This is a genomic window from Nocardioides sp. Leaf374 (assembly GCF_916862475.1).
GTDB lineage: Bacteria > Actinomycetota > Actinomycetes > Propionibacteriales > Nocardioidaceae > Nocardioides > Nocardioides kribbensis.
The window spans coordinates 148,449-172,288 of the sequence record NZ_CAKASO010000001.1 but is presented as its reverse complement, the minus strand read 5'-3'; the positions used below and the strand labels follow the sequence as shown (position 1 = coordinate 172,288).

The following is a 23,840-nucleotide window of genomic DNA, read 5'->3' as shown; positions in this document are numbered from 1 at the left end:
TAGGCGTCGCCGGTCACCGTGGCCGGCCCGACCTCAGATCCAGCGCGCGAACCACATCCGGTCCAGCCACTCGCCGTTGGTGAGCAGCCCGTTGGTCCAGATCGGCCAGAACCACGCGAAGTTGACCAGGGTCAGCACGAGGAAGGCCCCGGCGACGACGACGCCGACGGTGCGGCGGGTGGAGGGGCCGCGCCTCCGGCCGACCAGCGCCCCGATGGCCAGCGTCAACGACAGGACGATGAAGGGCAGGGTGACGATGGCGTAGAAGGAGAAGATCGGCCGGTCGTCGTAGGCCAGCCACGGCAGCCAGGTCGAGGCCACGCCGACCACGGCGAGGCCGTGGCGCCAGTCGCGGGCCCCGAGCCACATCGCGGCCGAGAACACCAGTGCCAGGATGCCGGCCCACCAGATCGTCGGGGTGCCCAGCAGGAGCACCTGACGCAGGCAGTCGCTGCCCTCCGGGGCGGTGCAGCCGCGGGTGCCGGGCTGGATGCCGGTGTCGGCGGCCACGCCGACCGAGCGGTTGAGCAGCAGCCACCCCGCGGGCTTCGAGGCGTAGCTGTGGGTGGAGCAGTCGAGGAAGTTGGTGTGGAAGGTGTAGACGTCCTGGTGGTAGTACCAGAGCGAGCGCAGCGACTGCACGACCTCGGCCGGGCCGGAGGCGTCGGGCTCGGTGGCGGTGGGCCAGCGCGCGTCGGGGTCGGGGTCGTCGGAGACGAAGGAGTCGCCGTCGCAGTGGCCCTGCCCGGTGAACTGCGTGTACTGCGTGGAGGAGAGCGCCTCCTCGTACTGCCCGGCGTGCACCAGCCACCCGCCCCACGTGCCGACGTAGACCACCGCGGCGACGCCGACCAGCTGCACGAAGGCCGGCAGGCCGTCGACCACCGCCGAGCGGAGCACGGCCGCGCGCACGCCGAAGGAGCGCCGCGCCCCGCTGCTCCACAGCCACACCAGGACGCCGAGCGCGGCGAGGGGGTAGAGCGCGGTCCACTTGGTGCCGATCGCCAGGCCGAAGCAGATCCCGCCCAGCAGCAGCCACGGGCGCAGCAGCAGCCCGCGCACGGGTCCCCACCCTCCGGTGAGCGGCACGGGCTGCAGGCGGGCCATGCGGGCGCGGTGCCAGTCGCGGTCGTTGACCAGGCACGCCACCGCGCAGAGGGTGAAGAAGGCCAGGAAGATGTCGAGCAGCGCCAGGCGCGACAGCACGAACTGCAGCCCGTCGAGCATGAGCAGCAGCCCCGCGACCAGGCCGAGCACGGTCGACCCGGTGACCCGTCGCGCCAGCCGGCACATCACGAGCACCATGAGGGCGCCCACGACGGCCGAGGCGACCCGCCAGCCGAAGGGCTCCATGCCGAAGACCTTCTCGCCCAGCCCGATCAGCCACTTGCCGACCTCGGGGTGCACGATCATCGACGGCTCGCCCTTCCACACCCCCGTGGTCGTGCCGGCGAGGATCTTCTCGTCGGCACCGTCGACGTACTCGCGGACGTAGCCGTGGTTGACCAGCGACCACGCGTCCTTGGCGTAGTAGGTCTCGTCGAACTCGAAGACCTTCGGCTCGCCCAGGCGCCACAGCCGCAGCACGAGCGCGAGCAGGGCGAGGCCCAGCGCGGCCGACCAGCCGATGAAGGGGTCCTCGACGCCCAGCCGGCCCCTGGCCCGCTGCAACGCGGTCGGGAGGGTCTCGCCCGCCGCGGTCCCGGAGAGCCCGCGTGCCGCTCCCGGGTGCGGCGCCTGCGTGGTCGTCACGGGGGTGGACTCTACGGGGCGCCACCCCGGCGCCGCGGGGCTTCGGGGCCGAGGGGCGACCGCGACGCGGTGCGGGATCGGGCATGATCGGCCCATGCCTGCCGCCCCCGACCCCGCCCGCACCGGGCCGCCCCGGGAGCCGGGGGAGCCGGGAGTGCTCGTGCTGGCCGCGACCCCGATCGGTCGCGTCGCCGACGCCCCGCCCCGGCTGTCGCAGGAGCTGGGGGACGCCGACGTCGTCGCCGCGGAGGACACCCGCCGGCTGCGGCGCCTCACCACCGACCTCGGGGTGACGGTGACCGGGCGCGTCGTGTCGTACTTCGAGGGCAACGAGAGCGCCCGCACCCCCGCGCTGCTCGAGAGCCTGCTGGCTGGCGACCGCGTGCTGCTGGTGACCGACGCGGGCATGCCGAGCGTCTCCGACCCGGGCTACCGCCTCGTGGCGGCCGCCGTGGAGGCCGGGGTCCTCGTGACCGCCGTGCCGGGACCGAGCGCCGTGCTCACCGCGCTCGCGGTGAGCGGGCTGCCGGTCGACCGGTTCTGCTTCGAGGGCTTCCTGCCGCGCAAGGCCGGCGAGCGGGCCCGTCGCCTGGCCTCGCTGGCCGCCGAGGAGCGCACGATGGTGTTCTTCGAGGCCCCCCACCGCACCGAGGCCGCGCTCGCCGCGATGGCGCAGGCCTGGGGCGAGGACCGCGCCGGCGCGGTGTGTCGCGAGCTGACGAAGACCCACGAGGAGGTCCGGCGCGGGCCGCTCGGCGAGCTGGTGACCTGGGCCGCCGAGGGCGTGCGGGGCGAGGTGACGATCGTGGTGTCGGGGGCGGCTGTCACCATGGCCGTCGACAACGACCCCGCCAGCCTGCGGGCCGCCGTGGCGGACCTCGAGGCCGGCGGCACCCGCCGCAAGGAGGCGATCGTGGAGGTGGCCCGCATGGCCGGAGTGCCCAAGCGCGAGGTCTACGACCTCGTCCACAAGCAGGTCCCCCAGCAGACCGGGGAGCAGACCGGGGAGCACGGACCCGCCGGGGGTGGGGTCCGGTGAGCACCCGCCACCCCGACCGCGTCACCGAGGTCCACCGCGACGGGCTGGTGCTCGACGTCCTCGACGAGGGCCCCCTCGACGGCGACCCCGTCGTGCTGCTGCACGGCTTCCCCGAGCGCGCCACCTGCTGGCGCTCGGTGGCTCCGCTGCTGCACGCGCAGGGCCTGCGCACCTTCGCCCTCGACCAGCGCGGCTACTCCCCGCGCGCCCGTCCCCGCGGCCGCCGCGCCTACCGCGTCGCCGAGCTCTCCGCCGACGTCGCCGCCCTGCTCGACCTGCTGGTGGGCGAGCCCGGGCCCGGCGGCGTGCGCGGCCAGGAGAGCAAGGTCCACGTCGTCGGCCACGACTGGGGCGCCATCGTGGCCTGGCACGTCGCCACGACCCGCCCCGACCTGGTGCGCTCGCTCACCGCCTTCTCCGTGCCCCACCCCGCTGCCTTCGTCTCCTCGCTCGTCTCCTCGCGCCAGGGCTTGCGCAGCTGGTACGTCGGGGCCTTCCAGCTCCCGGGCGGTGCGGAGTGGCTGGCGGGACGCGGCACGTTCGAGCGGCTGCTGCGCCGCGGGGGGATGAGCGCCGACGAGGTGGCCCGCTTCCGCCGCGAGATCCTCGACGACGGCGCCCTGCCCGGGGGCCTGGCGTGGTACCGCGCGCTGCCCTGGACCGACCGCGACGCCGCCCGGCAGCAGGTCACCGTGCCGACCACGATGGTGTGGAGCGACGGCGACTCCTTCATCGACCGCGGCGCGGTCGAGCGCTGCGGTCGCCACGTCGACGCGCCCTACCGCCTGGTCGTGATGCCGGGGGTCACCCACTGGATCCCGACGCAGGCCCCGGAGCCCGCCGCGGCCGCGATCCTGGCGCGCGCCGAGGCCTCGTGACCGGGCCCGACCCCGCGGCGGGGCCGGCGGGCCCCACCCGTGCCCGGGCCGCGGTCGACGAGCGGGGCAGCCGGCGCAACCGCGAGCGGCCGCCGGCTCCCGACCCGCTGCCGCACCCGGTGGTCGACAACCACTGCCACCTCGACATCGCCGACGCGGGCGAGGGCGACGACTGGCTCTCCACCGCCGACGCCCTGGCCGCGGCCGCGGACGTGGGCGTGACGCGCATCGTGCAGATCGGCTGCGACCTGCCCGGTGCCCGCTGGGCGGTGGAGGCCGCCGCCGCGCACGACGCGCTCGTCGCCGGCGTCGCGCTGCACCCCAACGAGGCCCCGCGCCTGGCCGCGGAGGGGCGCCTGGAGGAGGCCCTCGCCGAGATCGAGGAGCTGGCGCGGGCCCACGACAAGGTCCGCGCGGTGGGGGAGACGGGCCTCGACTTCTTCCGCACCGGCGAGGACGGCCGGGCGGCCCAGGAGGAGTCCTTCCGCCGTCACGTCGACCTGGCCAAGCGGCTCGACAAGACCCTCGTCATCCACGACCGCGACGCCCACCAGGCCGTCCTCGACGTGCTCGACTCCGAGGGGGCGCCGGAGCGCTGGGTGATGCACTGCTTCTCCGGCGACGCCGGCTTCGCCCGGGCCTGCCTCGACCGTGGCGCCCACCTGAGCTTCGCCGGCACCGTGACGTTCAAGAACGCCGACGCCCTGCGCGAGGCGCTCGCCGTGGTGCCGCGCGACCGGCTCCTGGTGGAGACCGACGCGCCCTTCCTCACCCCGACGCCGTGGCGTGGTCGACCCAACGCCTCCTACCTCGTGCCGCTGACCGTGCGGACGATGGCGGAGGTGCGCGGTGACGACCTCGAGCAGCTCTGCGCGGCGCTCGACGCGGCCACCGAGGCCGCCTTCGGGGGCTCCTGGTGAGTGTTTTTACCTTCCGCCCCGCCCGACCGGGCGGGTCACGGCGTTCTGCCTGGTGAGGCGGGCTGAGACCCGTCCCTACCCGGGCCCCGGCCCGGGGAGAGCCTGCTCACGTTTTCCGCAAGATCCGCCCGACGGGTTTGCGTGAGCCCCGCACCGGCTGGTCCTCTGGAGCACAGACCGCCGGGATCGGGACCGATCCGGCCGGGCCGCCGACGCTCGCACAGCGAGCGCGGGCAGCGCCCCCGCACCCCTCCCGCCGCCGCGCGGGAGCGGCGCGCGGGAGCAGGCCGGGCCTCCCGAGAACCGGAGAGCACGACGTTCGGAGCAGTGTGCCTTCCCAGCAGACGAGCAGCCTCGCCCACCGTGTGGGCGCCCTCATCGCCGCAGCAGGGCGCAGCCGCGCCCTGGTCGTCGGACTCACCGCCGTGGTGGTGCTGGCCGTGGCCGGCACGACCCTCGGCTACGCCTCCCTCGGCAAGTCGGTGACGGTCTCGCTCGACGGCCAGGAGCGCGAGATCACCTCGCGCGCCGGCACCGTCGGCGAGGTCCTCGAGGCCGAGGGCATCGAGGTGGGCCAGCACGACGAGGTCGCCCCCGACCTCGGTGAGTCCGTCGAGGACGGCAGTGCGATCAGCGTGCGCTTCGGCCGCCCGCTCGAGGTGAGCGTCGACGGCGAGGAGGAGACCTACTGGGTCACCGCCACCGACGTCGCCGGGGCCCTCGACCAGATCGGCCGCGGGTTCACCGACGCCGACCTGTCGCTGAGCCGTGGCGGCTTCATCGACCGCAGCGGCGCCTCGCTCCAGGTGGTCACGCCCAAGCGGCTCACGCTGGCGCTGGCCGGCAAGAAGCCGGTGGAGCGCGAGATCACCGCGCTGACCGTCGAGGACGCCCTCGACGAGCTCGGCGTCGAGGTCGACCGGAGCGACAAGGTCCGTCCCTCCCTCGACACCGCGCTCGAGGACGGCGACACGCTGGTCTTCACCGACATCCGACGCGTCGAGCGCACGGTCAAGGGCGAGAGCCTGCCCTTCGGCACCGTCGAGCGCTCCGACTCCTCGCTCTACGACGACCAGACCTCGGTGGTGCGCGAGGGCCGCGCCGGCAGCCGCAACGCCACCTACGCCGTGACCATCCGCAACGGCGAGGTCGTGGCCCGCAAGCTCGTGCGCAGCACCCTCACCTCGGCGCCGGTCGACCGCGTCGTCGCGGTCGGCACCAAGGAGCGCCCCGCCCCGGAGCCCGAGCCCGCAGCCCCCGTCTACAGCGACGGCGGCACCGTGTGGGACAGCCTCGCCCAGTGCGAGTCGGGCGGCAACTGGGCCATCAACACCGGCAACGGCTACTACGGCGGCCTCCAGTTCAGCCTCGGCACCTGGCAGGCCTACGGCGGCACCGGTCTGCCGAGCAGCGCCTCGCGCGAGACCCAGATCGCCATCGCCACCAAGGTGCGCGACGCCTCCGGCGGCTACGGCGCCTGGCCGGGCTGCGCGGCGTCCCTCGGCCTGCCGACCTGAGTGCTGGCACTACGCTGAAGCGCATGTCCCACCCCTCCGCCGGTCCCGCGGTCCCACGACTGCTCGGGCCGGCGGAGGTGCGTCTGCTGGCGGCCGAGCTCGACCTGCGCCCCACCAAGCAGCGCGGCCAGAACTTCGTCATCGACGCCAACACCGTGCGTCGCATCGTGCGCGCGGCCGAGGTCACCGCCGCCGACACGGTGCTCGAGGTCGGCCCCGGCCTCGGCTCGCTCACGCTGGCCCTGCTGGAGACCGCGGGCCGGGTCGTGGCCGTGGAGGTCGACCCCCTGCTGGCCGGTCGCCTGCCCGCCACGATCCAGGAGTTCGCGCCCGCCCAGGCCGACCGCTTCGAGGTCGTGCTGGCCGACGCCATGCGCGTCGCGGAGATCCCCGGGCCGCCGCCGACCGCCCTGGTGGCCAACCTGCCCTACAACGTCTCGGTGCCGGTGCTGCTGCACCTGCTCGGGCTGCTGCCCAGCCTGGAGCGCGGCCTGGTCATGGTGCAGGCCGAGGTCGCCGACCGGCTCGCCGCCGAGCCCGGCTCGAAGGTCTACGGCGTGCCCTCGGTCAAGGCGGCGTGGTACGCCGACGTGCGCCGCGCCGGCTCCGTGGGCCGCAACGTGTTCTGGCCCGCGCCCAACGTCGACTCCGGGCTGGTCGCCTGGACCCGCCGCGAGCCGCCCGCCACCACCGCGACCCGCGCCGAGGTCTTCGCCGTGGTCGACGCCGCCTTCGCCCAGCGCCGCAAGGCCCTGCGCGGGGTCCTGAGGGGCCTCGCCGGCTCGGCGGGGGCCGCGACCGCCGCGCTCGAGGCCGCGGGGGTCGACCCGATGGCTCGCGGTGAGTCGTTGCGCGTCACCGACTTCGTGCGGATCGCCGAGGCGCTCGGGGCCGTCGCCGGGCCCGGCCCTGACGGCTCCGTCGGCTCGGGCCCGGGGGAGGCGCCGGCGTGAGCGTCACGGTGCGGGCCCCCGCGAAGATCAACCTCCACCTCGGCGTCGGCTCGCTCGGCGCCGACGGATTCCACCCGCTCGCCACGGTCTACCAGGCCATCGGCCTCTACGACGACGTCACCGTGCACGACGCTCCCTCGTGGGCCGTGGAGGTGCGGGGCGACCGCCACGTCCGCGTGCTCGACGTGCCCGCCGACGACGACAACCTCGCGGTGCGCGCCGGGCGCGCCCTGCTGGCCCACCACGGCCTCGAGCGGGCCGCGCGCATCGAGATCCACAAGGGCATCCCGGTGGCGGGGGGCATGGCCGGCGGCTCGGCCGACGCTGCGGCCACCCTGGTGGCCCTCGACCGGCTCTGGGACCTGCAGACCCCCGACGACGACCTGCTGGAGGTGGCCGGCCGGCTGGGCAGCGACGTGCCCTTCGCCCTCCTGGGCGGCACGGCCCTCGGCGAGGGCCACGGGGAGCAGGTCAGCGCGGTCGACGACGCCGGTGCGTGGTGGTGGGTGGCGGTGCTCAGCGACCGCGGTCTCTCCACCCCCGACGTCTACCGGCGCTTCGACGAGCGGCTCGACGGTCTGCGCCTGCCGGCGCCCGAGGTGCCCGGCGCGCTGCGGGTCGCGCTCGGCCAGGGCGACCCCGGCCGCCTGGCCCAGACCCTCGCCAACGACCTGCAGGCGCCCGCGCTCGACCTGCGACCCGACCTGGCCGCGGTCTTCGAGGCAGGCGCCTCGGTCGGTGCGCTGGCCTCGCTGCTCTCCGGCTCCGGGCCCACGGTGCTCATGCTGTGCGACGGGATGCCCCACGCCCAGGAGGTCACCGCCGGCCTCACCGCGCTGGGTCACGAGTCCGTGCTGGCGGCCCCCGGTCCGGTCGCCGGCGCCCACGTGGTCGAATACGCCTGACATGCCCAACCTCCTCAACCTCGAGCGCGTCTCGAAGTCCTACGGCGTGCGGCCCCTGCTCACCGACGTCTCGCTCGGCATCGGCGCCGGCGAGCGCATCGGCATCGTGGGCCGCAACGGCGACGGCAAGACCACGCTGCTCGAGGTCATGACCGGCCTCGAGGAGCCCGACACCGGTCGCGTCTCGCGCCAGCGCGGGCTGCTGGTGGGCTACCTCCACCAGGGCGACGAGCTGCTCGACACCCACACCGTGCGCGAGGCCGTGCTGGGCGGGCGCTCCGACCACGAGTGGGCCGCCGACTCCCGCACCCGCGAGGTGGTCGAGGTGCTGCTGGCGGGCGTCACCCTCGACCGCTCGGTCGCGGGCCTGTCCGGTGGCGAGCGCCGCCGCTGCTCGCTGGCCGCCCTGCTGCTGGGCGAGCACGACCTGGTCGTGCTGGACGAGCCCACCAACCACCTCGACGTCGAGGCCGTGGCCTGGCTGGCCGCCCACCTGGTGCAGCGCAGCTCGGCGATGGTCGTGGTGACCCACGACCGCTGGTTCCTCGACGAGGTGTGCCAGTGGACCTGGGAGGTCCACGACGGCCAGGTCGACGCCTACGAGGGCGGCTACGCCTCCTTCGTGCTGGCCAAGGCCGAGCGCTCCCGCCAGGCGGCCGCCGCCGAGACCCGCCGCTCCAACCTGGCCCGCAAGGAGCTGGCCTGGCTGCGCCGCGGCCCGCCGGCGCGCACCTCGAAGCCGAAGTTCCGCATCGACGCCGCCAACGCCCTCATCGAGGACGTGCCGCCGCCGCGCGACCGGCTCGAGCTGCAGCGCTTCGCGACCCAGCGCCTGGGCAAGGACGTCGTCGACCTCGAGGACGTCGACCTCGTGCGCGGAGAGCGACGTCTGCTCCACCACGCCACCTGGCGCCTGGGCCCGGGGGACCGCGTCGGCATCGTCGGCGTCAACGGCGCCGGCAAGACCTCCGTGCTCTCGCTGCTCTCCGGCGCTCTGGCCCCGGCCTCGGGCAAGGTCAAGCACGGCCGCACGGTCGCGCTGCAGCACCTCACCCAGCAGCTCGACGACCTCGACCCCGACGGTCGCGTGCTGCCCACGCTGGAGTCGATCCGGCGCGTCAGCAAGACCCTCGACGGGGTGGAGCTGACCGCGACCTCGCTGCTCGAGCGCTTCGGCTTCACCGGTGACAAGCTCACCACCCGCATCGGCGACCTCTCCGGTGGGGAGCGCCGTCGCTTCCAGCTGCTGCGGCTGCTGCTGACCGAGCCCAACGTGCTGCTGCTCGACGAGCCCACCAACGACCTCGACATCGACACCCTCAACGTGCTCGAGGACTTCCTCGACGGCTGGCCCGGCACCCTCGTCGTGGTCTCCCACGACCGCTACTTCCTCGAGCGGGTCACCGACTCGGTGTGGGCCCTGCTCGGCGACGGTCAGATCGCGATGCTGCCGCGCGGCGTCGACGAGTACCTCGAGCGGCGCACCGCGGCCCTCGCGGTCTCCACGACCCCCACCACGAGCGAGGCCGCGGCGACGGCCGCCGCCGCAGCAGCGGTCGCCGCCACCCCGGCGGGCACCGCCCCGGCGGCGTCGTCGGCGCGCGCCAAGGCCGGCTCGGCCGAGGAGCGCGCAGCGCGCAAGGCGGTGGCCCGGATCGAGAAGCGCCTGGCCCGCATCGCCGAGCAGGAGGCCGCCCTCAACGCCCAGGTGGTCGAGCACGCCCAGGACTACGCCCGCCTGGCCGACCTGGGCGCCGAGCTCGCCGTGCTGGCCGACGAGCGTGACGAGCTCGAGCTGGAGTGGCTCGAGGCCGCCGAGGTGCTGGAGTAGCCACCCGCGGGCCCTCTCCCCCGGGAGGGTGACCGGGGCCCGATTTTCCTGGCGTGAGGTGCGTCACTCAGGTCTCATGGGGGTACGCCGATGAGGACGGTGTACCCCCGACCGCGAGGAGGCCCGATGACGACCACCCGTCACCGCGACGTGCTCGTGCTCTCCGGTGGTGCCTCGCGGGGCGCCGTGCAGGTCGGCATGGTGCAGGCGCTGCTCGAGTCGGGCGTGCGCCCCGCCGCCTACGTCGGCACCTCGGTGGGCGCCCTCAACGCGACCTTCCTGGGCAGCCACGACGGACCCGACGCGGGCGAGCAGCTCGCGCGACGCTGGCGCGGCATCGACACGCGTGAGGTCTTCGCGGTCGGCCACGGGACCCGTCGGGGACACCTCGCGCGACACCCGGCCCCGCTCTGCGCCGCCGACGGGGTCGCGCGGCTGGTGCGGCGCTGGGCGCCGTACGTGAGGCTGGAGGACCTGCCGGTGCCGGTGCGCGTGGTCACCACGCGCCTCGACAGCGGGGTGGCGGTCTACCACGACCGCGGCGACCTCCTCGACGTGCTGCTCGCCTCGACCGCGCTGCCCGGCGTCTTCGACCCGGTGCGCCTCGCCGACCCGACCTCGGGCTGGCAGGTGCCGCACGTCGACGGCGGCCTCGCCGACCTCGTGCCCGTCGCCGGCGCCCGCGCGCTGGCGCCCACCCGGGTCTGGGTGCTCGACGCCACGGTGCCGACCCGCATCGAGCGGGTGCGCTCTCCGCTCGACGCCCTGCTGGCCGGCCTCGCGGAGTCGTTGCGGGTGCGCCCCGCGGTCGACCTCGGCGACATCGAGGTGCACCACCTGACCGCCCCCGACCTGGGCGTGAGGATGCACGACTTCCGCCGCACCGAGGAGCACATCACGCTGGGCCGGGCCTCGGTCGCCGCCGCCCTGGCCGGGCCGGCCGACCAGGTCGAGCCCGTCGCTGTCCCCGTCGAGGCCCCGGTGACCGGGCCCGCGGCCCCGGTCGCGCCACAGCGGCCCGAGCCGTCGGTCGCCGCCTGACGCGGGCCGGTCCGCGCGGGGACGGGCGCGGGTCAGGAGAAGGGCACGAGCAGGGTGCGCAGCAGGCGGGCCAGCTGCTCGCGCTCGCGCACCGGGAGGTCGACCAGCAGCGCGTGCTCGGCGGCGATGAGGGCGCCGAAGGCCTCGTCGACCGCCGTCTTGCCCTGCGGGGTGAGCCGCACGATGACCCCACGCCGGTCGTCGGGGTCGGGGGAGCGCTCCACGAAGCCGCGGGCGGCGAGCCGGTCGACCCGATTCGTCATGGTGCCGCTGGTCACGAGGGTCTCGCGCAGCAGCCGTCCGGGGGAGAGCTCGTAGGGGGCGCCGGCGCGACGCAGCGCGGCCAGGACGTCGAACTCCCACGACTCCACGTCGGCGGCGGTGAAGGCCTCGCGGCGGGCCAGGTCGAGGTGGCGGGCGAGGCGGGAGATCCGGCTGAAGACGGCCACCGGGGCGAGGTCGAGGTCGGAGCGCTCGCGCGCCCACGCCTCGATCAGCTCGTCGACCTCGTCCCGCATGGGGCAAGCCTAGGCCAGATCGAGAATCTTGACGTCAAGAGGTGTTAGTGTCTTGACGTCAAGACACTTCTCACGCGTGAACACCCGACGGATCGAGGACGACGTGCACGACCTGACCTGGGACCCCGAGCGCTACCTCACCTACGCCGACCAGCGCGGTCGTCCCTTCGTGGAGCTGCTCGCCCGCGTCGGCGCCACCACCCCCGACCTCGCCCCCGCCGACGTGCTCGACCTGGGCTGCGGCCCGGGCAACCTCACCGAGCTGCTCGCCCGGCGCTGGCCCGACGCCACCGTGCGCGGCCTCGACAGCAGCGCCGAGATGGTCGCCGCGGCCCGCGAGCGGGGCGGGCCGGTCGACTACGAGGTCGGCGACCTGCGCGACTGGGCCGACCGCGCCGAGGAGCAGGTCGACGTGCTGCTGACCAACGCCACGCTCCAGTGGCTGCCGGGCCACCTCGAGCTGCTGCCGCGCCTGGTCGCGCGCGTGCGCCCGGGCGGCTGGTTCGCCATGCAGGTGCCGGGCAACACCGGCGAGCCCAGCCACGAGCTGCGCCGCGAGCTCGCCGCGGAGGCGCCGTACGCCGCCCACACCGCGGGGGTCTCCTCGCCCGCCAGCCACGACGCCGTCGCCTACCTCGACGCGCTGGTCGCGGCCGGCTGCGTCGACGTCGACGCGTGGGAGACCACCTACGTGCACGTGCTCACCGGCGAGGACCCCGTGTTCACCTGGGTCTCCGGCACGGGCGCGCGACCGACCCTCCAGGCCCTGTCCGACGCGCTGCGGCCCGACTTCGAGGCCGAGCTGCGTCGCCGCCTGGCCCGCGCCTACCCCCGTCGCGCCGACGGGTCGGTGCTGCTGCCCTTCCGCCGGGTCTTCGCCGTCGCGCGGGTGCCGGAGGCCCGGCGGTGAGCGCCCGGCTCCACCACGTGCAGGTGTCGTGCCCGCCCGGGGGCGAGGACGACGCGCGCCGCCTCTGGGTCGGGGCGCTGGGTCTGGTCGAGGTCGAGAAGCCGCCGGCGCTGCGCGCGCGGGGCGGGGCGTGGTTCCGCTCCTACGACGAGCAGGGCCGGGTCGTCGCTGAGGTGCACGTGGGCGCCGAGGCCGACATGGTGCCCGCCCGCCGCGCCCACCCGGCGCTGCTGCTCGACGACGAGGCGGCCCTCGAGGCCGCCGCCGACCGTGTCGCCGCGCTGGGCCTGGAGGTCGACCGCAGCGAGCGCGGCACCTTCCCCGGCCACCTGCGCCTGCACGTCAGGGACGCCGCGGGCAACCGCGTCGAGCTGCTCGCCCCGGGGCCGGACTGAGGGATCGGGCCGGGGGGTCGGACCAGGGTCCGGGGCCGGGCGGCAGCGCCGCCCGAGGGCGACCCCTCGGGCCAGGCGGGGGGAGCCCGTCCCGAGGGGCCGTCCACGTGCGGCGCCGCCGGCGCCGGCCGTGACGGCCGTGGTGCCGGGGCGCGGTGGGGGCGCGGCCCGGCCGGTGCGGTCGACGGTAGCACCGGCGAGGCCTCCGGGTCCGACCGGTCGAGACCTGCGGTGCGGCGGTCCTGGACGTGCCGCGCGGGCGGTGGGACGGGTGCTGGCGGCGAAAGTTACCGTCGAGTAATGTGCGGGTCATGAGTCAGGTCCTCTCGCTGTGGCGCACCACCAGCAACCTCCCCGTGATCGGCCGGAGCGTCGGCACCCGGGTGTTCTCGGTCCTCTTCGGTCAGAAGGCGCCCTACTTCGCCTCGATCCGCCCACGCTTCACCGTGCTGGAGCCCCACCGCGCCGAGCTCGTGATCCCGAAGCGCCGCGCCGTGCACAACCACATCGGCACCGTGCACGCCATCGCGCTGTGCAACGGCCTCGAGGCGGCCATGGGGGCCCTGGCCGAGGCCTCGATCCCCTCCGACAAGCGCTGGATCCCCCAGGGCATGGAGGTCCGCTACACCGCCAAGGCGACCAGCGACATCACCTGCATCGCCGAGACCGACCCCGAGCAGTGGTCCTCCGAGGCGCTGCCCGCCGCCGGGGGCGAGGTGCCCGTGCGGGTGCGCGGTGTGCGCGACGACGGCACGGTCGTCATCGAGGGCGTCATCCGGCTCTGGGTCACCCCCAAGCCCGCCCGCACCCCCAAGCCCGCCCGCACCTCCTGACCCGGAGGCCGGCCCGGGGGGCCGCGGCGCGCGTTGGGTGGGCGCCACGGTGCCGCCGTACCCTGGGACGGCCATGACTGCTGCCCCCGAGACCGTCCCCGCCACCGTCGAGTCCGCCGAGGCCACGGCCGACGTCGCGGCGGCCACCCGCACCTACGAGGTCCGCACCTACGGGTGCCAGATGAACGTCCACGACTCCGAGCGCCTCACCGGCCTGCTGGAGGACGCCGGCTACGCCCCCTTCGCCCGCCCCGGCGGCGGCGAGGCCGGCACCACCGTGGAGGCCGTGCCCGACGTGGTGGTCTTCAACACCTGCGCCGTGCGGGAGAACGCCGACAACAAGCTCTACGGCAACCTGGGCCACCTCGCCTCGGTCAAGGCCCGCCACCCCGGCATGCAGATCGCCGTCGGCGGCTGCCTGGCGCAGAAGGACCGCTCGACGATCACCGAGCGCGCGCCCTACGTCGACGTCGTCTTCGGCACCCACAACATCGGCTCGCTCCCGGTGCTGCTGGAGCGGGCCCGGGTGCAGGAGGAGGCGCAGGTCGAGATCCTCGAGTCGCTCGACGTCTTCCCCTCCACGCTGCCGACCAAGCGCGAGTCGGCGTACGCCGCCTGGGTGAGCGTGTCGGTGGGCTGCAACAACACCTGCACCTTCTGCATCGTGCCCGCGCTGCGCGGCAAGGAGCGGGACCGCCGCCCCGGGGAGATCCTGGCCGAGATCGAGGCGCTGGTGGCCGAGGGCGTCAGCGAGGTCACCCTGCTGGGGCAGAACGTCAACGCCTACGGCGTGGAGTTCGGCGACCGGCAGGCCTTCTCCCGGCTGCTGCGCGCCTGCGGGAGCATCGAGGGGCTCGAGCGGGTCCGCTTCACCTCGCCGCACCCCGCGGAGTTCACCGACGACGTCATCGAGGCGATGGCCGAGACCCCCAACGTCATGCCCTCGCTGCACATGCCGCTGCAGTCGGGCTCCGACAAGGTGCTCAGGGACATGCGCCGCTCCTACCGCTCGGCGAAGTTCCTCGGGATCATCGAGCGGGTGCGTGCCGCGATCCCCGACGCCGCGATCACCACCGACATCATCGTCGGCTTCCCCGGGGAGACCGAGGACGACTTCGCCGAGACCCTGCGCGTGGTCCGCGAGTCGCGCTTCGCCAGCGCCTTCACCTTCCAGTACTCCAAGCGCCCCGGCACCCCCGCCGCGACGCTGCCCGACCAGGTGCCGCCAGCGGTGGTCAAGGAGCGCTACCAGCGCCTGGCCGCCCTGGTCGACGAGATCGCCTGGGAGGAGAACAAGGCCCTCGTGGGGCGCAGCGTCGAGCTGATGGTGGCCGAGGGCGAGGGCCGCAAGGACGCCGAGACGCTGCGGCTCTCGGGACGTGCGCCCGACAACCGTCTCGTGCACTTCGCCGCCCCCGAGGAGCGCGTGCGCCCCGGCGACCGGGTCACGGTGGAGATCACCCACGCCGCTCCGCACCACCTGGTCGCCGACCGCGTGCTCGGCTCGCGACGCACCCGGTCGGGCGACGCGTGGGAGGCCCGCACCGCCGCCCCCGCCGCCAGCGCCGGCGTGGGGCTCGGCATGCCGGGCGTCGGCGTGCCGGCCCCGCTGCCGCCCGTCAACGCCTGCGGCTGACCCGCCCCGAGCGGTCGGGGCCGGTGGGCGCCGTAGCCGAACGGGCACAGTCGTCACGTGCCGCCCGGCGGGCTGCGGTACGACGGGGCGCGGCCGGCGGGTCGGGACGCCGGCGGGCGACTGTGCCCGTTCGGCTCCGCGGCTGTGGAGAGCACCCGCACCACCACGCCTGCGCCGGGCACCATCGGCGCATGGCGTCGGCGTGCGTGGTGGAGGTGCTGACCCGGCTCGGCGGGGTGGCCTCGCGGCACGACCTGGTGGAGGCGGTGGGGAGTCGGGCCGAGGTCGACCGCGCGCTCGCTGCCGGCGACGTGGTGGTGCTGGCCCGCGGCCGCTACGCGCTGCCGGCGGTGGACGAGGCGCGCGCCGCCGCCCACCGGCTGACCGGCACGGTGTCCCACCTCAGCGCCGCGCTCCACTGGGGCTGGGCGGTGCTCACGCCGCCGTCGCGACCGGTGGTCACGGTGCCGCGCAACCGCAGGGTCACGCCGTCGCAGGCACGCGGCGTGCAGGTGCGCTGGTCGCGCCTCGACCCCGCCGTGGACGTCGAGGACGGTGTCACCGCACCGGAGCGCACGCTGCGCGACTGCCTGCGCCACCTGCCCTTCGCCGAGGGCCTCGCCGTCGCCGACTCCGCGCTGCGCGCAGGGGTGCCGCGGTCAGCGCTCGACCGAGTGGCGCGGGAGGCACGTGGTCCTGCGACCGCGCAGGTGCGGCGCGTGGCGGGCGAGGCGAGCCACCTGGCCAGCGGCCCCTTCGAGTCGGCGCTGCGGGCCGCGGCCCTTGACGTACCGGGGCTGCGGGTGGAGCCCCAGGTGAGCATCCACGACCCGGGCTTCCTGGGGCGTCCCGACCTCCTCGATCGGCGGCTGCGCCTGGTGCTGGAGGCCGACTCGTTCGCGTGGCACGGATCGCGCAGCGCACTCGCCGAGGACTGCCTGCGCTACAACGCCCTCAGCGTGGCCGGGTGGCTCGTGCTGCGCTTCTCCTACGAGGAGGTCGTCGGCCGGCCGCACCGTGTCACCGAGACGCTGCGGGCCGCCGTGGCCGAACGGGCACAGTGGCTGTGCCCGGGGTGCTGCACCGTCCGTGACCCGCGCGACGTCGCGGGTCGACGACCGTGCGGGCCGGGCTGACCGGCACTGTGCCCGTCGGCCTCCTGCGACCCGCGGGCGGGAGCGGTCAGACGGGGGCGTCCTCGTCGTCGGCGTCGGGACCCTCGTCCTCGCCGCCGGGGGCGCGGGTGGCCTTGGTGCTGGTGTCCTCGGGCTCGCGGGTGGCCACGGGGGAGTCCTCGGTGGCCGGGTTCGACTCCGGGGGGAGGTCGGGCACGATGACCTCCTGCTCGCCGGTGTCGAGGGCGTCGGCGCCGCCGGGGTTGGGCTCGCCGGGCTCGATCGAGGGCTCCGGCATCGGGCCCAGGTCGCCCTGGTCCAGCGCGGTGGTCTCGTCGGTCTGGTCCTGGGGGGTCTCGCTCATCGGGGCCTCCTGGGTGTCGGGGGTCGGGCGTGCGGTTGTCGGGTGGAGGGCTGCGGCGGCGGGTCCCGCCGGGCGCGTCAGAAGCCGAAGGTCGAGTACGGCGTGGTCGTGCCGGCGCCGATGGCCGAGAGCACGGCCCGCTCGTGGGGCACCACGGGCTGCGGCAGCTCGCCGAGCTCGCCGAGACCCACCCAGCGCAGGCCGGCGCACTTCTCGGGCTCGACGACGCGCGGCTCCCCGGTCCAGGCGCGCGCGGTGAAGAAGAAGTCGATGCGCTCGTCGATCGGCTCGCCGCCACGGGTGCGGTGCATCGCGGTGACGAAGGTGAGGTCGAGGTCGCTCACGTCGAGCTCCTCGGTGGCCTCGCGCTGGGCGGCGGCGTAGGCCGTCTCGCCCTGCTCCACGTGGCCGGCGGCGGCCGCGGCCCAGTGGTCGTCCATGTAGCCGGTGCCCCGGCGCAGCTGCAGCAGCACCTCGGTGCCGTGGGCCCCGTCGCGGGTGAGGAAGACGTAGGCCGCCGGGACGACGACGAAGCGACCGAGCTCCTGGGGGGTGCGGCCGGTGGTCCGGGTGGCCGGGTCGGCCGGGGTGGAGGCGGTGGTCATTGGGACGGCTGGTCCAGGGAGGTCTCGGCGTTCTCCTCCTGGGCGGCCTCGGCGGCCTGGTCGCCGTCGCCGCCGCCGGGCAGGTCGCTGGAGTGCTCCCCGGGCGGCTCCTCGGTGAGGTCGTAGGCGTCGTTGCGCTCCTCGGGCACGGGCTGGCTCATCGGGGGCCTCCTGCAGGGCCGGTGGGGCCGGTCGGACCCGCGGGGCCGGCGGGCCCGTCGCGGAAGTCGTCGTTCTTGCCGTCGAGCTTGTCGAGGCCGTCCTTGGCCTTGGCCACGCCCTTGGCGATCTTGTCGCTGTGCTTGCCGCCGGTGCGCTTGTCGGCGGCCGCGGCGGCCTTGTCGATGCCACCGGAGATCTTGTCGCCGTGCTTGTCGACGGCGTCGCTGACCTGGCGCTTGACCTTGTCGAGCCTGGCCTTGTCGAAGAGGCCCATGTCGTCTCCTGTGTCGCCTCGGGATGGCTGGGATGTCGCGTCGTGCCGGGTGGTCGCCGCGCGGGCGGCCCGTGCTTGCCACACTAACGACATGACCAGCGCCGACGGGACGCCCGAGGGGGTGTGCGGACCCGTGCCCGTGGTGGCGGTCGTCGGGGCGACGGCCTCGGGCAAGACCGCGCTGTCGCTCGACCTGGCCGAGGCGCTGGGCGGCGAGGTGGTCAACACCGACGCCATGCAGGTCTACCGCGGCATGGACGTCGGCACGGCCAAGCTCCCCGTCGAGGAGCGCCGCGGTGTGCCGCACCACCTGCTCGACGTGCTCGACGTGCGCGGGTCGGCCAGCGTCGCGCAGTTCCAGCGGTGGGCCCGCGACGTGGTCGACGACCTCCGCGGGCGACGTCGCGTGCCGGTGCTGGTGGGCGGCTCGGCGCTCTACACGCGCGCCGTGCTCGACCGCTTCGACTTCCCGGGCACCGACGAGGCGCTGCGCTCGCGCCTGGAGGCGGAGCTGGCCGAGGTCGGGCCGGCGGCGATGCACGCCCGCCTCGCCGCCGTCGACCCGGAGGCCGCCTCCCGCATCCTGGTCGAGAACGGTCGGCGCACGGTGCGCGCGCTCGAGGTGGTCGAGCTCACCGGTCGCCCCTACAGCGCCTCCCTGCCTCGCCTGGAGTACGTCGGGCCCGCGACCGTGCAGGTGGGCGTGGACATCGACCGGCCGACCCTCGACGCCCGCATCGAGCAGCGGGTCGACGCGATGTTCGCCGGCGGCCTGGTGGCCGAGGTGGAGCGGCTGCTGGGCGAGGGCCTGGCCGAGGGGCGCACGGCGGTGCGGGCCATCGGCTACCGCGAGGTCGCGGCGTACCTCGCCGGGGAGCTGGGGCTCGAGGAGGCGCGCGAGCGCACCGTGAGCGCGACGCGGCGCTTCGCGCGGCGCCAGGACGGGTGGTTCCGTAAGGACCCCCGCGTCGTGTGGGTGCGCCACGACGACCCGGAGCGGCTCGAGCGGGCGCTGGAGGCTGTGCGCCGCGCCGTGGACGGGGCAGGATCGACCCCGTGACCCGGGTGACCTACTACACCGCGACCACGCTCGACGGCTTCCTCGCCGACGAGCACGACTCCCTGGACTGGCTCTTCACCCAGGACACCGACGCCGACGGGCCCATGGGCTACACCGGCTTCATCGCCGGCATCGGGGCGATGGTGATGGGTGCGACCACCTACCAGTGGCTGCTCGACCACGCCGCCGCCACCGGCGAGCCGTGGGGCTACGACATCCCGTGCTGGGTCTTCACCCACCGCACCTTCCCCGAGGCCGAGGGCGACGTCCGGTTCGTCGGCGGCGGGGTGGAGGAGGTCTGGCCCGAGGTCGTGGCGGGAGCGGCCGGGCGCGACGTGTGGGTCGTCGGCGGCGGCGACCTGGCGGCGCAGTGGGCGCTGGCCGGCCACCTCGACCGCCTGGTGGTCTCGATCGCGCCGGTCACGCTGGGGGCGGGGCGCCCGCTCTTCCCCCGTCCCTTCGACCTCAGGCTGGTCGACCTGGCCCGCAACGGCGACCTGCTCTGCGCGACCTACGACGTGGTGGGCCCGCGCGGCTGAGACCGCGCCGAGGGGGTCGCCACCGCGGGCCCGTGAGGCCTGCCGTCCGTCGGCGACCTGGTGCAGGATGGGCGGCACCCGCAGGCCGCCCCCGGGCCGCCGCCGACCACCCCACCTCTCGGAGCCCCGTGATGCGACGCCCCCGCCCGCCCCGTCCCTCCCGCCTGGCCGCCGCGGTCGCGGCGCTCTCCTGCGCCCTGGTGGCCGCGCCGGCCCTCGCCGCGCCCGACGCCCCCGACATCGGCTCGGACGTCGGCCACGTCGGCGCAGGCGGACCCGCCGACGCGCCCGCCGCCCGCGCCGGCGTGCCGCCCAAGCGGGCCACCGCGGTCGGCACCGGGGGCGCCGTCACCTCGGTCGACCCCTACGCGACCCGCGTCGGCATGGCCGTGCTCAAGCGCGGCGGCAACGCCGTCGACGCCGCCGTCGCCACGGCGGCGGCGCTGGGCGTGACCGAGCCCTACAGCGCCGGCATCGGCGGCGGGGGCTACCTCGTGCACCTCGACGGGCGCACCGGGAAGGTGTCCACCGTCGACGGGCGCGAGACCGCCCCGCTGTCGATCCCGCGCGACGCCTTCCTCGACCCCGGGACCGGTGAGCCCTACCCGTTCACCCCCGACCTGGTGACCAGCGGCGTCTCGGTCGGCACGCCCGGCACCCTCGCCACCTGGGAGCGGGCCCTCGAGCGGTGGGGCAGCGTGCCGCTGCGCCGCGCGCTGAGGCCGGCCGCCCGGCTGGCCCGCACCGGCTTCGAGGTCGACCAGACCTTCGCCGACCAGACCGAGGACAACGTCGAGCGCTTCTCGGCCTTCCGGTCCACCAAGCGGCTCTTCCTGCCCGGGGGCGAGGTCCCGGCCGTGGGCTCGACCTTCCGCAACCCCGACCTGGCCGACACCTACGACCTCGTCGGCCGGCGCGGCACCCGTGCGTTCTACCGCGGCGACCTGGCCGGCGACGTCGTGCGCGCCGCGCGGCGCCCACCGGTCACGGCCTCGACCGACCTGCCGGTGCCCCGCGGGCACCTCCAGCGCCGCGACCTCGCCGCCTACCGCGCGGTCGACCGGGCCCCGACCCGGGTCGACTACCGCGGCTACGACGTGTGGGGCATGGCCGGGTCCTCCAGCGGCGGCACGACCGTCGGCGAGGCGCTCCAGGTGCTCGAGCAGTTCCCCCTGCCGGAGCTCGACGACGCCGACGTGCTCCACCACTACCTCGAGGCCAGTGCCCTGGCCTTCGCCGACCGCGCGGAGTACGTCGGCGACCCCGCCTTCGTCGACGTGCCCCGCCGGCGGCTGCTCTCGGAGGGGTTCGCGGCCTCCCGGGCCTGCCTGATCGACCCCGACCGCGCCGCGACGAAGCCCGTGGCCGCGGGCGACCTCGACGCCACCGGGGCCGACTGCGACACCGCCCGCGCCGGGGCGGTCGCGGAGGACCACGAGAACGTCGAGACCACCCACCTCACCACCGCCGACCGCTGGGGCGACGTCGTCTCCTACACCCTCACCATCGAGCAGACCGGCGGGTCGGGCATCGTCGTGCCCGGGCGCGGCTTCCTGCTCAACAACGAGCTCACCGACTTCAGCCTCGAGTTCGACCGCTCCGACCCCAACCGGCTCCAGCCCGGCAAGCGCCCGCGCAGCTCCATGGCGCCCACGATCATCACCGAGCAGCTCGGCGACGGCGCGGGGGAGCGCACCGTGCCGGTCCTGGCGATCGGCTCGCCCGGCGGGTCGACGATCATCACCACGGTGCTGCAGAGCATCGTGGGCTACCTCGACCGCAGCCTGCCGATCACCGAGGTCGTCGCCGACCCGCGCGGCTCCCAGCGCAACACCCCCGCCGTCAGCGCCGAGCCCGGGTTCATCGACCTCTACGGCGCCGCCCTGGAGGCCTACGGCCACGACCTCCAGCCCGCCGGCGACGCCTTCACCTCGCAGGCCGAGATCGGCGCCCTCACCGCGATCGAGTTCGGCCCCCGCAGGCGGCTCACCGCCGTCGCGGAGCCGGAGCGCCGCGGCGGGGGCTCGGCCCGGGTCCTCGACCCGACCGGCTGAGCGGGAGGATCGACCCATGCCCGCGCACCGCACGCCCTACCCCTTCCTCAAGGGGCACGGCACCGAGAACGACTTCGTGCTCCTGCCCGACCACGACGGCACGGTCCACGGCGACCTCGACCCCGCCAGGGTCAGGGCGCTGTGCGACCGCCGCGCGGGCATCGGGGGCGACGGCGTGCTGCGCGTCGTGCGCACGGCGGCCCTCGACGGCGGGGTGGTCGGCCCCGGCTCGCCCGCACCGGAGGGCGCCGCGGAGTGGTTCATGGACTACCGCAACGCCGACGGGTCGGTCTCGGAGATGTGCGGCAACGGCATCCGGGTCTTCGCCCGCCACCTGGTCGAGGAGGGCCTCGCCGACCCGGCGCGCCCCCTCCCGGTGGCCACGCGCGACGGGGTCAAGACCATCCGGCTCGACGGCGACCTGGTCACCGTCGACATGGGCTCGCCGGCCCTGCTCGGCCACACGGAGGTCACGGTCGGCACGACCCGCTGGCCGGCGCGGCACGTCGACATGGGCAACCCCCACGCGGTGACCTTCGTCGACGACCTCGCCCCCGCCGGGCCCGTCGGGGCGCTGCGCGAGGCCCCCGGGCACGACCCCGCGGTCTACCCCGCGGGCGTCAACGTGGAGTTCGTCGTACGCCGGGGGGAGCGGCACGTCGCGATGCGGGTGCACGAGCGCGGCTCCGGCGAGACCCGCTCCTGCGGCACTGGGGCCTGCGCGGTCATGGTGGCGGCGGCCGAGGCCGACGGACTCGGACCGGCCGACGCCGCGGAGTACCGCGTCGACCTGCCGGGCGGCACGCTCACGATCGCCTGGACCCCGCAGGACCGCGTGCTGATGACCGGCCCGGCCGTCGTGGTCGCCCGCGGCACCACCGCGCTGTAGCACCCGCGCCGACCGTGACAGCGGCGCTGTCGCGGGAGTACCAGGAGGTGGGAGCGGGTACTCCGCGCCCACTATGCTCGCGGCCATGGACATCAACGGATGCAGTGCCATCGTCACGGGCGGGGCGTCGGGCATCGGCGCGGCCGCCGCCCGCCAGCTCGCCGCCAAGGGAGCGGTCGTCGTGGTCGCCGACCTCCAGGCCGACAAGGGCGAGGCCCTGGCCCACGAGATCGGGGGCGTCTTCGCCCAGGTCGACGTCACCGACACCGAGCAGATCAAGGCCGCCGTCACCGCCGCGGCCCAGATCGCGCCGCTGCGCGCGGTGGTCAACTCCGCCGGCATCGGCTGGGCGCAGCGCACGATCGGCCGCGACGGGGAGTTCGACTCCGCCCACGACCTCGAGGCCTACACCCGCGTCATCGCGATCAACCTCATCGGCACCTTCGACATGACCCGGATCGCCGCCACGGCGATGAGCCGCAACGAGCCCGACGCCGACGGCTGCCGCGGCGCCATCGCCAACCTGACCAGCGTCGCGGCCTTCGACGGCCAGATCGGCCAGGCGGCCTACTCCTCCTCCAAGGGCGGCGTGGTCGGCATGACCCTGCCCGTGGCGCGCGACCTCTCGGCCTCCGGCATCCGTCTCAACACCATCGCGCCGGGCCTGGTCGACACCCCGATCTACGGCGAGGGCGAGGACGCCGAGGCGTTCAAGGCCAAGCTGGGCCAGAGCGTGCTCTTCCCGCACCGCCTGGGTCGCCCCGAGGAGCTGGCCAGCATGGTGGTCGAGACGATCACGAACTCCTACATGAACGCCGAGGTCATCCGCGTCGACGGCGGCATCCGGATGCCTCCGAAGTGACGCTCCCGGGCCGCTGCGGCGGCCCTCCCTCGGCCGGCGGGGTGGGGCGCGGCTCGAGCGCTCGCGGGAGACTGGGGCGGTGACCGGTCCCCTGGAAGCCGCCCCCCGCCTCGTGGCGACCCACGCCCCCCGCGACCCCGAGGGCGTCGTGGTCGTGCTCCACGGCGGCGCCAACCGGCAGGGCGACCCGCGGGTCAGCCCCACGCAGCTCTCGGTGCTGCGCATGGTGCCGACCGCGCGGCGGGTGGCCCGCGCGGGCGGCCGACGCCTGGCCGTCGTACGCCTGCTCAACAGCCACCGGGGCTGGGCCGCCGACCACACCCCGCTCGACGACCTGCGCTGGGCGATGGCCCGGCTGCGCGAGCAGTACGGCGACCTGCCGGTCGGCCTGGTCGGTCACTCCCTCGGCGGGCGCGCCGCCCTCCTCGGCGGCGCGCAGGACGGCGTGGTGAGCGTGGTGGCCCTCAACCCGTGGGTCTACCCGACCGACGGGGTGCCGCTGCCGGGGCGCCGCGTGCTGGTGGTGCACGGCCAGCAGGACCGCATCGCCCAGCCCTCGCACGCCGAGGCCGTCGCCCGTCGCATCGCCGCCTCCACCGAGGTGGGCTTCATCCGGGTGCCGGAGGGCAAGCACGCGATGCTGCGCCACGGCGGGGACTTCGACGGCTACGCCGCGCAGTTCAGCGTCGCCTCCCTGCTCGGCGCCGACGCCGTGCGCCTCGACCCGCCCGTCGCCCAGGTCCTCGCCGGCGAGGAGTGGGTCACCGCCTGAGCGGCCCGGTGCGGCC

General features: G+C 75.5%; 25 protein-coding genes. 19 read left to right on the top strand and 6 right to left on the bottom strand.

Annotated features, from left to right (window positions below; all coding sequences use genetic code 11):
- Nucleotides 1–33: 33 nt before the first annotated feature.
- Nucleotides 34–1,752 (bottom strand): dolichyl-phosphate-mannose--protein mannosyltransferase, encoded by a 1,719-nt coding sequence (locus tag LPA27_RS00885; RefSeq protein ID WP_228941160.1) that lies wholly within the window; start codon nucleotides 1,750–1,752, stop codon nucleotides 34–36.
- A gap of 94 nt (nucleotides 1,753–1,846) precedes the next feature.
- Here LPA27_RS00885 and rsmI point away from each other — a divergent pair, with 94 nt between their 5' ends.
- The 8 genes from rsmI (at nucleotide 1,847) to LPA27_RS00840 (ending at nucleotide 10,836) form a co-directional block, all read left to right on the top strand.
- On the top strand, nucleotides 1,847–2,791 hold the full coding sequence (gene rsmI, locus LPA27_RS00880; protein ID WP_228941159.1) for a 16S rRNA (cytidine(1402)-2'-O)-methyltransferase: 945 nt from the start codon (nucleotides 1,847–1,849) through the stop codon (nucleotides 2,789–2,791).
- On the top strand, nucleotides 2,788–3,669 hold the full coding sequence (locus LPA27_RS00875) for an alpha/beta fold hydrolase (RefSeq protein ID WP_228941158.1): 882 nt from the start codon (nucleotides 2,788–2,790) through the stop codon (nucleotides 3,667–3,669). The genes rsmI and LPA27_RS00875 overlap by 4 nt, the downstream gene beginning before the upstream one ends.
- Nucleotides 3,666–4,589, top strand: coding sequence for a TatD family hydrolase (locus tag LPA27_RS00870; RefSeq protein WP_228941157.1), 924 nt, complete (start codon nucleotides 3,666–3,668; stop codon nucleotides 4,587–4,589). The genes LPA27_RS00875 and LPA27_RS00870 overlap by 4 nt, the downstream gene beginning before the upstream one ends.
- Nucleotides 4,590–4,918: 329 nt before the next feature.
- Nucleotides 4,919–6,106: a ubiquitin-like domain-containing protein gene (locus LPA27_RS19330; protein WP_324251229.1), complete on the top strand. Its 1,188-nt coding sequence runs from the start codon at nucleotides 4,919–4,921 to the stop codon at nucleotides 6,104–6,106.
- Nucleotides 6,107–6,129: 23 nt separating this feature from the next.
- The gene (gene rsmA, locus LPA27_RS00855) at nucleotides 6,130–7,059 is read left to right on the top strand and encodes a 16S rRNA (adenine(1518)-N(6)/adenine(1519)-N(6))-dimethyltransferase RsmA (RefSeq protein ID WP_056865734.1); all 930 of its coding nucleotides are present in this window, start codon (nucleotides 6,130–6,132) and stop codon (nucleotides 7,057–7,059) included.
- Entirely contained in the window at nucleotides 7,056–7,964 is a 909-nt protein-coding gene (locus tag LPA27_RS00850) for a 4-(cytidine 5'-diphospho)-2-C-methyl-D-erythritol kinase (RefSeq protein ID WP_056904896.1), read from the top strand. Before rsmA ends, LPA27_RS00850 begins: the two co-directional genes overlap by 4 nt.
- A 1-nt stretch (nucleotide 7,965) precedes the next feature.
- Nucleotides 7,966–9,795 (top strand): ABC-F family ATP-binding cassette domain-containing protein, encoded by a 1,830-nt coding sequence (locus tag LPA27_RS00845; RefSeq protein WP_056865736.1) that lies wholly within the window; start codon nucleotides 7,966–7,968, stop codon nucleotides 9,793–9,795.
- A gap of 126 nt (nucleotides 9,796–9,921) precedes the next feature.
- Nucleotides 9,922–10,836 carry a patatin-like phospholipase family protein gene (locus LPA27_RS00840; RefSeq protein WP_228941156.1) on the top strand — a complete coding sequence of 305 codons (915 nt, stop codon included), beginning with the start codon at nucleotides 9,922–9,924 and terminating at the stop codon, nucleotides 10,834–10,836.
- Between the two features lie 32 nt (nucleotides 10,837–10,868).
- Here the strand turns inward: LPA27_RS00840 and LPA27_RS00835 are convergent, their stop codons facing one another.
- Nucleotides 10,869–11,354, bottom strand: a complete 486-nt coding sequence (locus LPA27_RS00835; protein WP_056865738.1) for a MarR family winged helix-turn-helix transcriptional regulator — start codon at nucleotides 11,352–11,354, stop codon at nucleotides 10,869–10,871.
- Nucleotides 11,355–11,430: 76 nt separating this feature from the next.
- Here LPA27_RS00835 and LPA27_RS00830 point away from each other — a divergent pair, with 76 nt between their 5' ends.
- The 5 genes from LPA27_RS00830 to LPA27_RS00810 all read left to right on the top strand — a co-directional run bounded on the left by LPA27_RS00830 (nucleotide 11,431) and on the right by LPA27_RS00810 (nucleotide 16,264).
- Entirely contained in the window at nucleotides 11,431–12,264 is an 834-nt protein-coding gene (locus LPA27_RS00830; protein WP_228941155.1) for a methyltransferase domain-containing protein, read from the top strand.
- Nucleotides 12,261–12,659, top strand: coding sequence for a VOC family protein (locus tag LPA27_RS00825; RefSeq protein WP_228941154.1), 399 nt, complete (start codon nucleotides 12,261–12,263; stop codon nucleotides 12,657–12,659). The genes LPA27_RS00830 and LPA27_RS00825 overlap by 4 nt, the downstream gene beginning before the upstream one ends.
- Nucleotides 12,660–12,970: 311 nt before the next feature.
- Complete coding sequence (locus LPA27_RS00820; protein WP_228941153.1) at nucleotides 12,971–13,492, top strand: hotdog fold domain-containing protein; 522 nt, start codon at nucleotides 12,971–12,973, stop codon at nucleotides 13,490–13,492.
- A gap of 73 nt (nucleotides 13,493–13,565) precedes the next feature.
- The gene (miaB, locus tag LPA27_RS00815) at nucleotides 13,566–15,128 is read left to right on the top strand and encodes a tRNA (N6-isopentenyl adenosine(37)-C2)-methylthiotransferase MiaB (protein WP_267477170.1); all 1,563 of its coding nucleotides are present in this window, start codon (nucleotides 13,566–13,568) and stop codon (nucleotides 15,126–15,128) included.
- Between the two features lie 191 nt (nucleotides 15,129–15,319).
- Nucleotides 15,320–16,264 carry a DUF559 domain-containing protein gene (locus tag LPA27_RS00810; RefSeq protein WP_228941152.1) on the top strand — a complete coding sequence of 315 codons (945 nt, stop codon included), beginning with the start codon at nucleotides 15,320–15,322 and terminating at the stop codon, nucleotides 16,262–16,264.
- Between the two features lie 46 nt (nucleotides 16,265–16,310).
- Here the strand turns inward: LPA27_RS00810 and LPA27_RS00805 are convergent, their stop codons facing one another.
- The 4 genes from LPA27_RS00805 to LPA27_RS00790 form a co-directional block, all read right to left on the bottom strand.
- Nucleotides 16,311–16,607, bottom strand: a complete 297-nt coding sequence (locus tag LPA27_RS00805; RefSeq protein WP_228941151.1) for a hypothetical protein — start codon at nucleotides 16,605–16,607, stop codon at nucleotides 16,311–16,313.
- Between the two features lie 77 nt (nucleotides 16,608–16,684).
- Nucleotides 16,685–17,212 carry an NUDIX hydrolase gene (locus LPA27_RS00800; RefSeq protein ID WP_228941150.1) on the bottom strand — a complete coding sequence of 176 codons (528 nt, stop codon included), beginning with the start codon at nucleotides 17,210–17,212 and terminating at the stop codon, nucleotides 16,685–16,687.
- Entirely contained in the window at nucleotides 17,209–17,373 is a 165-nt protein-coding gene (locus tag LPA27_RS00795) for a hypothetical protein (RefSeq protein WP_156718300.1), read from the bottom strand. The genes LPA27_RS00800 and LPA27_RS00795 overlap by 4 nt, the downstream gene beginning before the upstream one ends.
- Nucleotides 17,370–17,648, bottom strand: coding sequence for an antitoxin (locus tag LPA27_RS00790; protein WP_056865743.1), 279 nt, complete (start codon nucleotides 17,646–17,648; stop codon nucleotides 17,370–17,372). The genes LPA27_RS00795 and LPA27_RS00790 overlap by 4 nt, the downstream gene beginning before the upstream one ends.
- A gap of 91 nt (nucleotides 17,649–17,739) precedes the next feature.
- On the opposite strand from LPA27_RS00790, the gene miaA reads away from it, so the two are divergent.
- The 6 genes from miaA to LPA27_RS00760 all read left to right on the top strand — a co-directional run bounded on the left by miaA (nucleotide 17,740) and on the right by LPA27_RS00760 (nucleotide 23,824).
- Nucleotides 17,740–18,708 carry a tRNA (adenosine(37)-N6)-dimethylallyltransferase MiaA gene (miaA, locus tag LPA27_RS00785; protein WP_056865744.1) on the top strand — a complete coding sequence of 323 codons (969 nt, stop codon included), beginning with the start codon at nucleotides 17,740–17,742 and terminating at the stop codon, nucleotides 18,706–18,708.
- Nucleotides 18,705–19,247, top strand: a complete 543-nt coding sequence (locus LPA27_RS00780) for a dihydrofolate reductase family protein (protein WP_056865745.1) — start codon at nucleotides 18,705–18,707, stop codon at nucleotides 19,245–19,247. Before miaA ends, LPA27_RS00780 begins: the two co-directional genes overlap by 4 nt.
- A gap of 131 nt (nucleotides 19,248–19,378) precedes the next feature.
- Nucleotides 19,379–21,301: a gamma-glutamyltransferase gene (gene ggt, locus LPA27_RS00775; protein WP_228941149.1), complete on the top strand. Its 1,923-nt coding sequence runs from the start codon at nucleotides 19,379–19,381 to the stop codon at nucleotides 21,299–21,301.
- Between the two features lie 16 nt (nucleotides 21,302–21,317).
- The gene (gene dapF / locus LPA27_RS00770; RefSeq protein WP_228941148.1) at nucleotides 21,318–22,190 is read left to right on the top strand and encodes a diaminopimelate epimerase; all 873 of its coding nucleotides are present in this window, start codon (nucleotides 21,318–21,320) and stop codon (nucleotides 22,188–22,190) included.
- Between the two features lie 85 nt (nucleotides 22,191–22,275).
- Nucleotides 22,276–23,052: an SDR family NAD(P)-dependent oxidoreductase gene (locus LPA27_RS00765; RefSeq protein WP_056865811.1), complete on the top strand. Its 777-nt coding sequence runs from the start codon at nucleotides 22,276–22,278 to the stop codon at nucleotides 23,050–23,052.
- A 79-nt stretch (nucleotides 23,053–23,131) separates the two neighbouring features.
- Nucleotides 23,132–23,824 (top strand): alpha/beta hydrolase, encoded by a 693-nt coding sequence (locus LPA27_RS00760; protein WP_056865747.1) that lies wholly within the window; start codon nucleotides 23,132–23,134, stop codon nucleotides 23,822–23,824.
- Nucleotides 23,825–23,840: the final 16 nt, after the last annotated feature.

Bases quoted from the DNA above. Each gene is read 5' to 3' on its own strand.
- rsmI (WP_228941159.1), top strand. From the start codon at position 1,847: ATGCCTGCCGCCCCCGACCCCGCCCGCACCGGGCCGCCCCGGGAGCCG.
- rsmA (WP_056865734.1), top strand. From the start codon at position 6,130: ATGTCCCACCCCTCCGCCGGTCCCGCGGTCCCACGACTGCTCGGGCCG.
- LPA27_RS00845 (WP_056865736.1), top strand. From the start codon at position 7,966: ATGCCCAACCTCCTCAACCTCGAGCGCGTCTCGAAGTCCTACGGCGTG.
- LPA27_RS00840 (WP_228941156.1), top strand. From the start codon at position 9,922: ATGACGACCACCCGTCACCGCGACGTGCTCGTGCTCTCCGGTGGTGCC.
- LPA27_RS00835 (WP_056865738.1), bottom strand. From the start codon at position 11,354: ATGCGGGACGAGGTCGACGAGCTGATCGAGGCGTGGGCGCGCGAGCGC.
- LPA27_RS00820 (WP_228941153.1), top strand. From the start codon at position 12,971: ATGAGTCAGGTCCTCTCGCTGTGGCGCACCACCAGCAACCTCCCCGTG.
- miaB (WP_267477170.1), top strand. From the start codon at position 13,566: ATGACTGCTGCCCCCGAGACCGTCCCCGCCACCGTCGAGTCCGCCGAG.
- LPA27_RS00810 (WP_228941152.1), top strand. From the start codon at position 15,320: ATGGCGTCGGCGTGCGTGGTGGAGGTGCTGACCCGGCTCGGCGGGGTG.
- LPA27_RS00805 (WP_228941151.1), bottom strand. From the start codon at position 16,607: ATGAGCGAGACCCCCCAGGACCAGACCGACGAGACCACCGCGCTGGAC.
- LPA27_RS00800 (WP_228941150.1), bottom strand. From the start codon at position 17,212: ATGACCACCGCCTCCACCCCGGCCGACCCGGCCACCCGGACCACCGGC.
- LPA27_RS00795 (WP_156718300.1), bottom strand. From the start codon at position 17,373: ATGAGCCAGCCCGTGCCCGAGGAGCGCAACGACGCCTACGACCTCACC.
- LPA27_RS00790 (WP_056865743.1), bottom strand. From the start codon at position 17,648: ATGGGCCTCTTCGACAAGGCCAGGCTCGACAAGGTCAAGCGCCAGGTC.
- miaA (WP_056865744.1), top strand. From the start codon at position 17,740: ATGACCAGCGCCGACGGGACGCCCGAGGGGGTGTGCGGACCCGTGCCC.
- ggt (WP_228941149.1), top strand. From the start codon at position 19,379: ATGCGACGCCCCCGCCCGCCCCGTCCCTCCCGCCTGGCCGCCGCGGTC.
- dapF (WP_228941148.1), top strand. From the start codon at position 21,318: ATGCCCGCGCACCGCACGCCCTACCCCTTCCTCAAGGGGCACGGCACC.
- LPA27_RS00765 (WP_056865811.1), top strand. From the start codon at position 22,276: ATGGACATCAACGGATGCAGTGCCATCGTCACGGGCGGGGCGTCGGGC.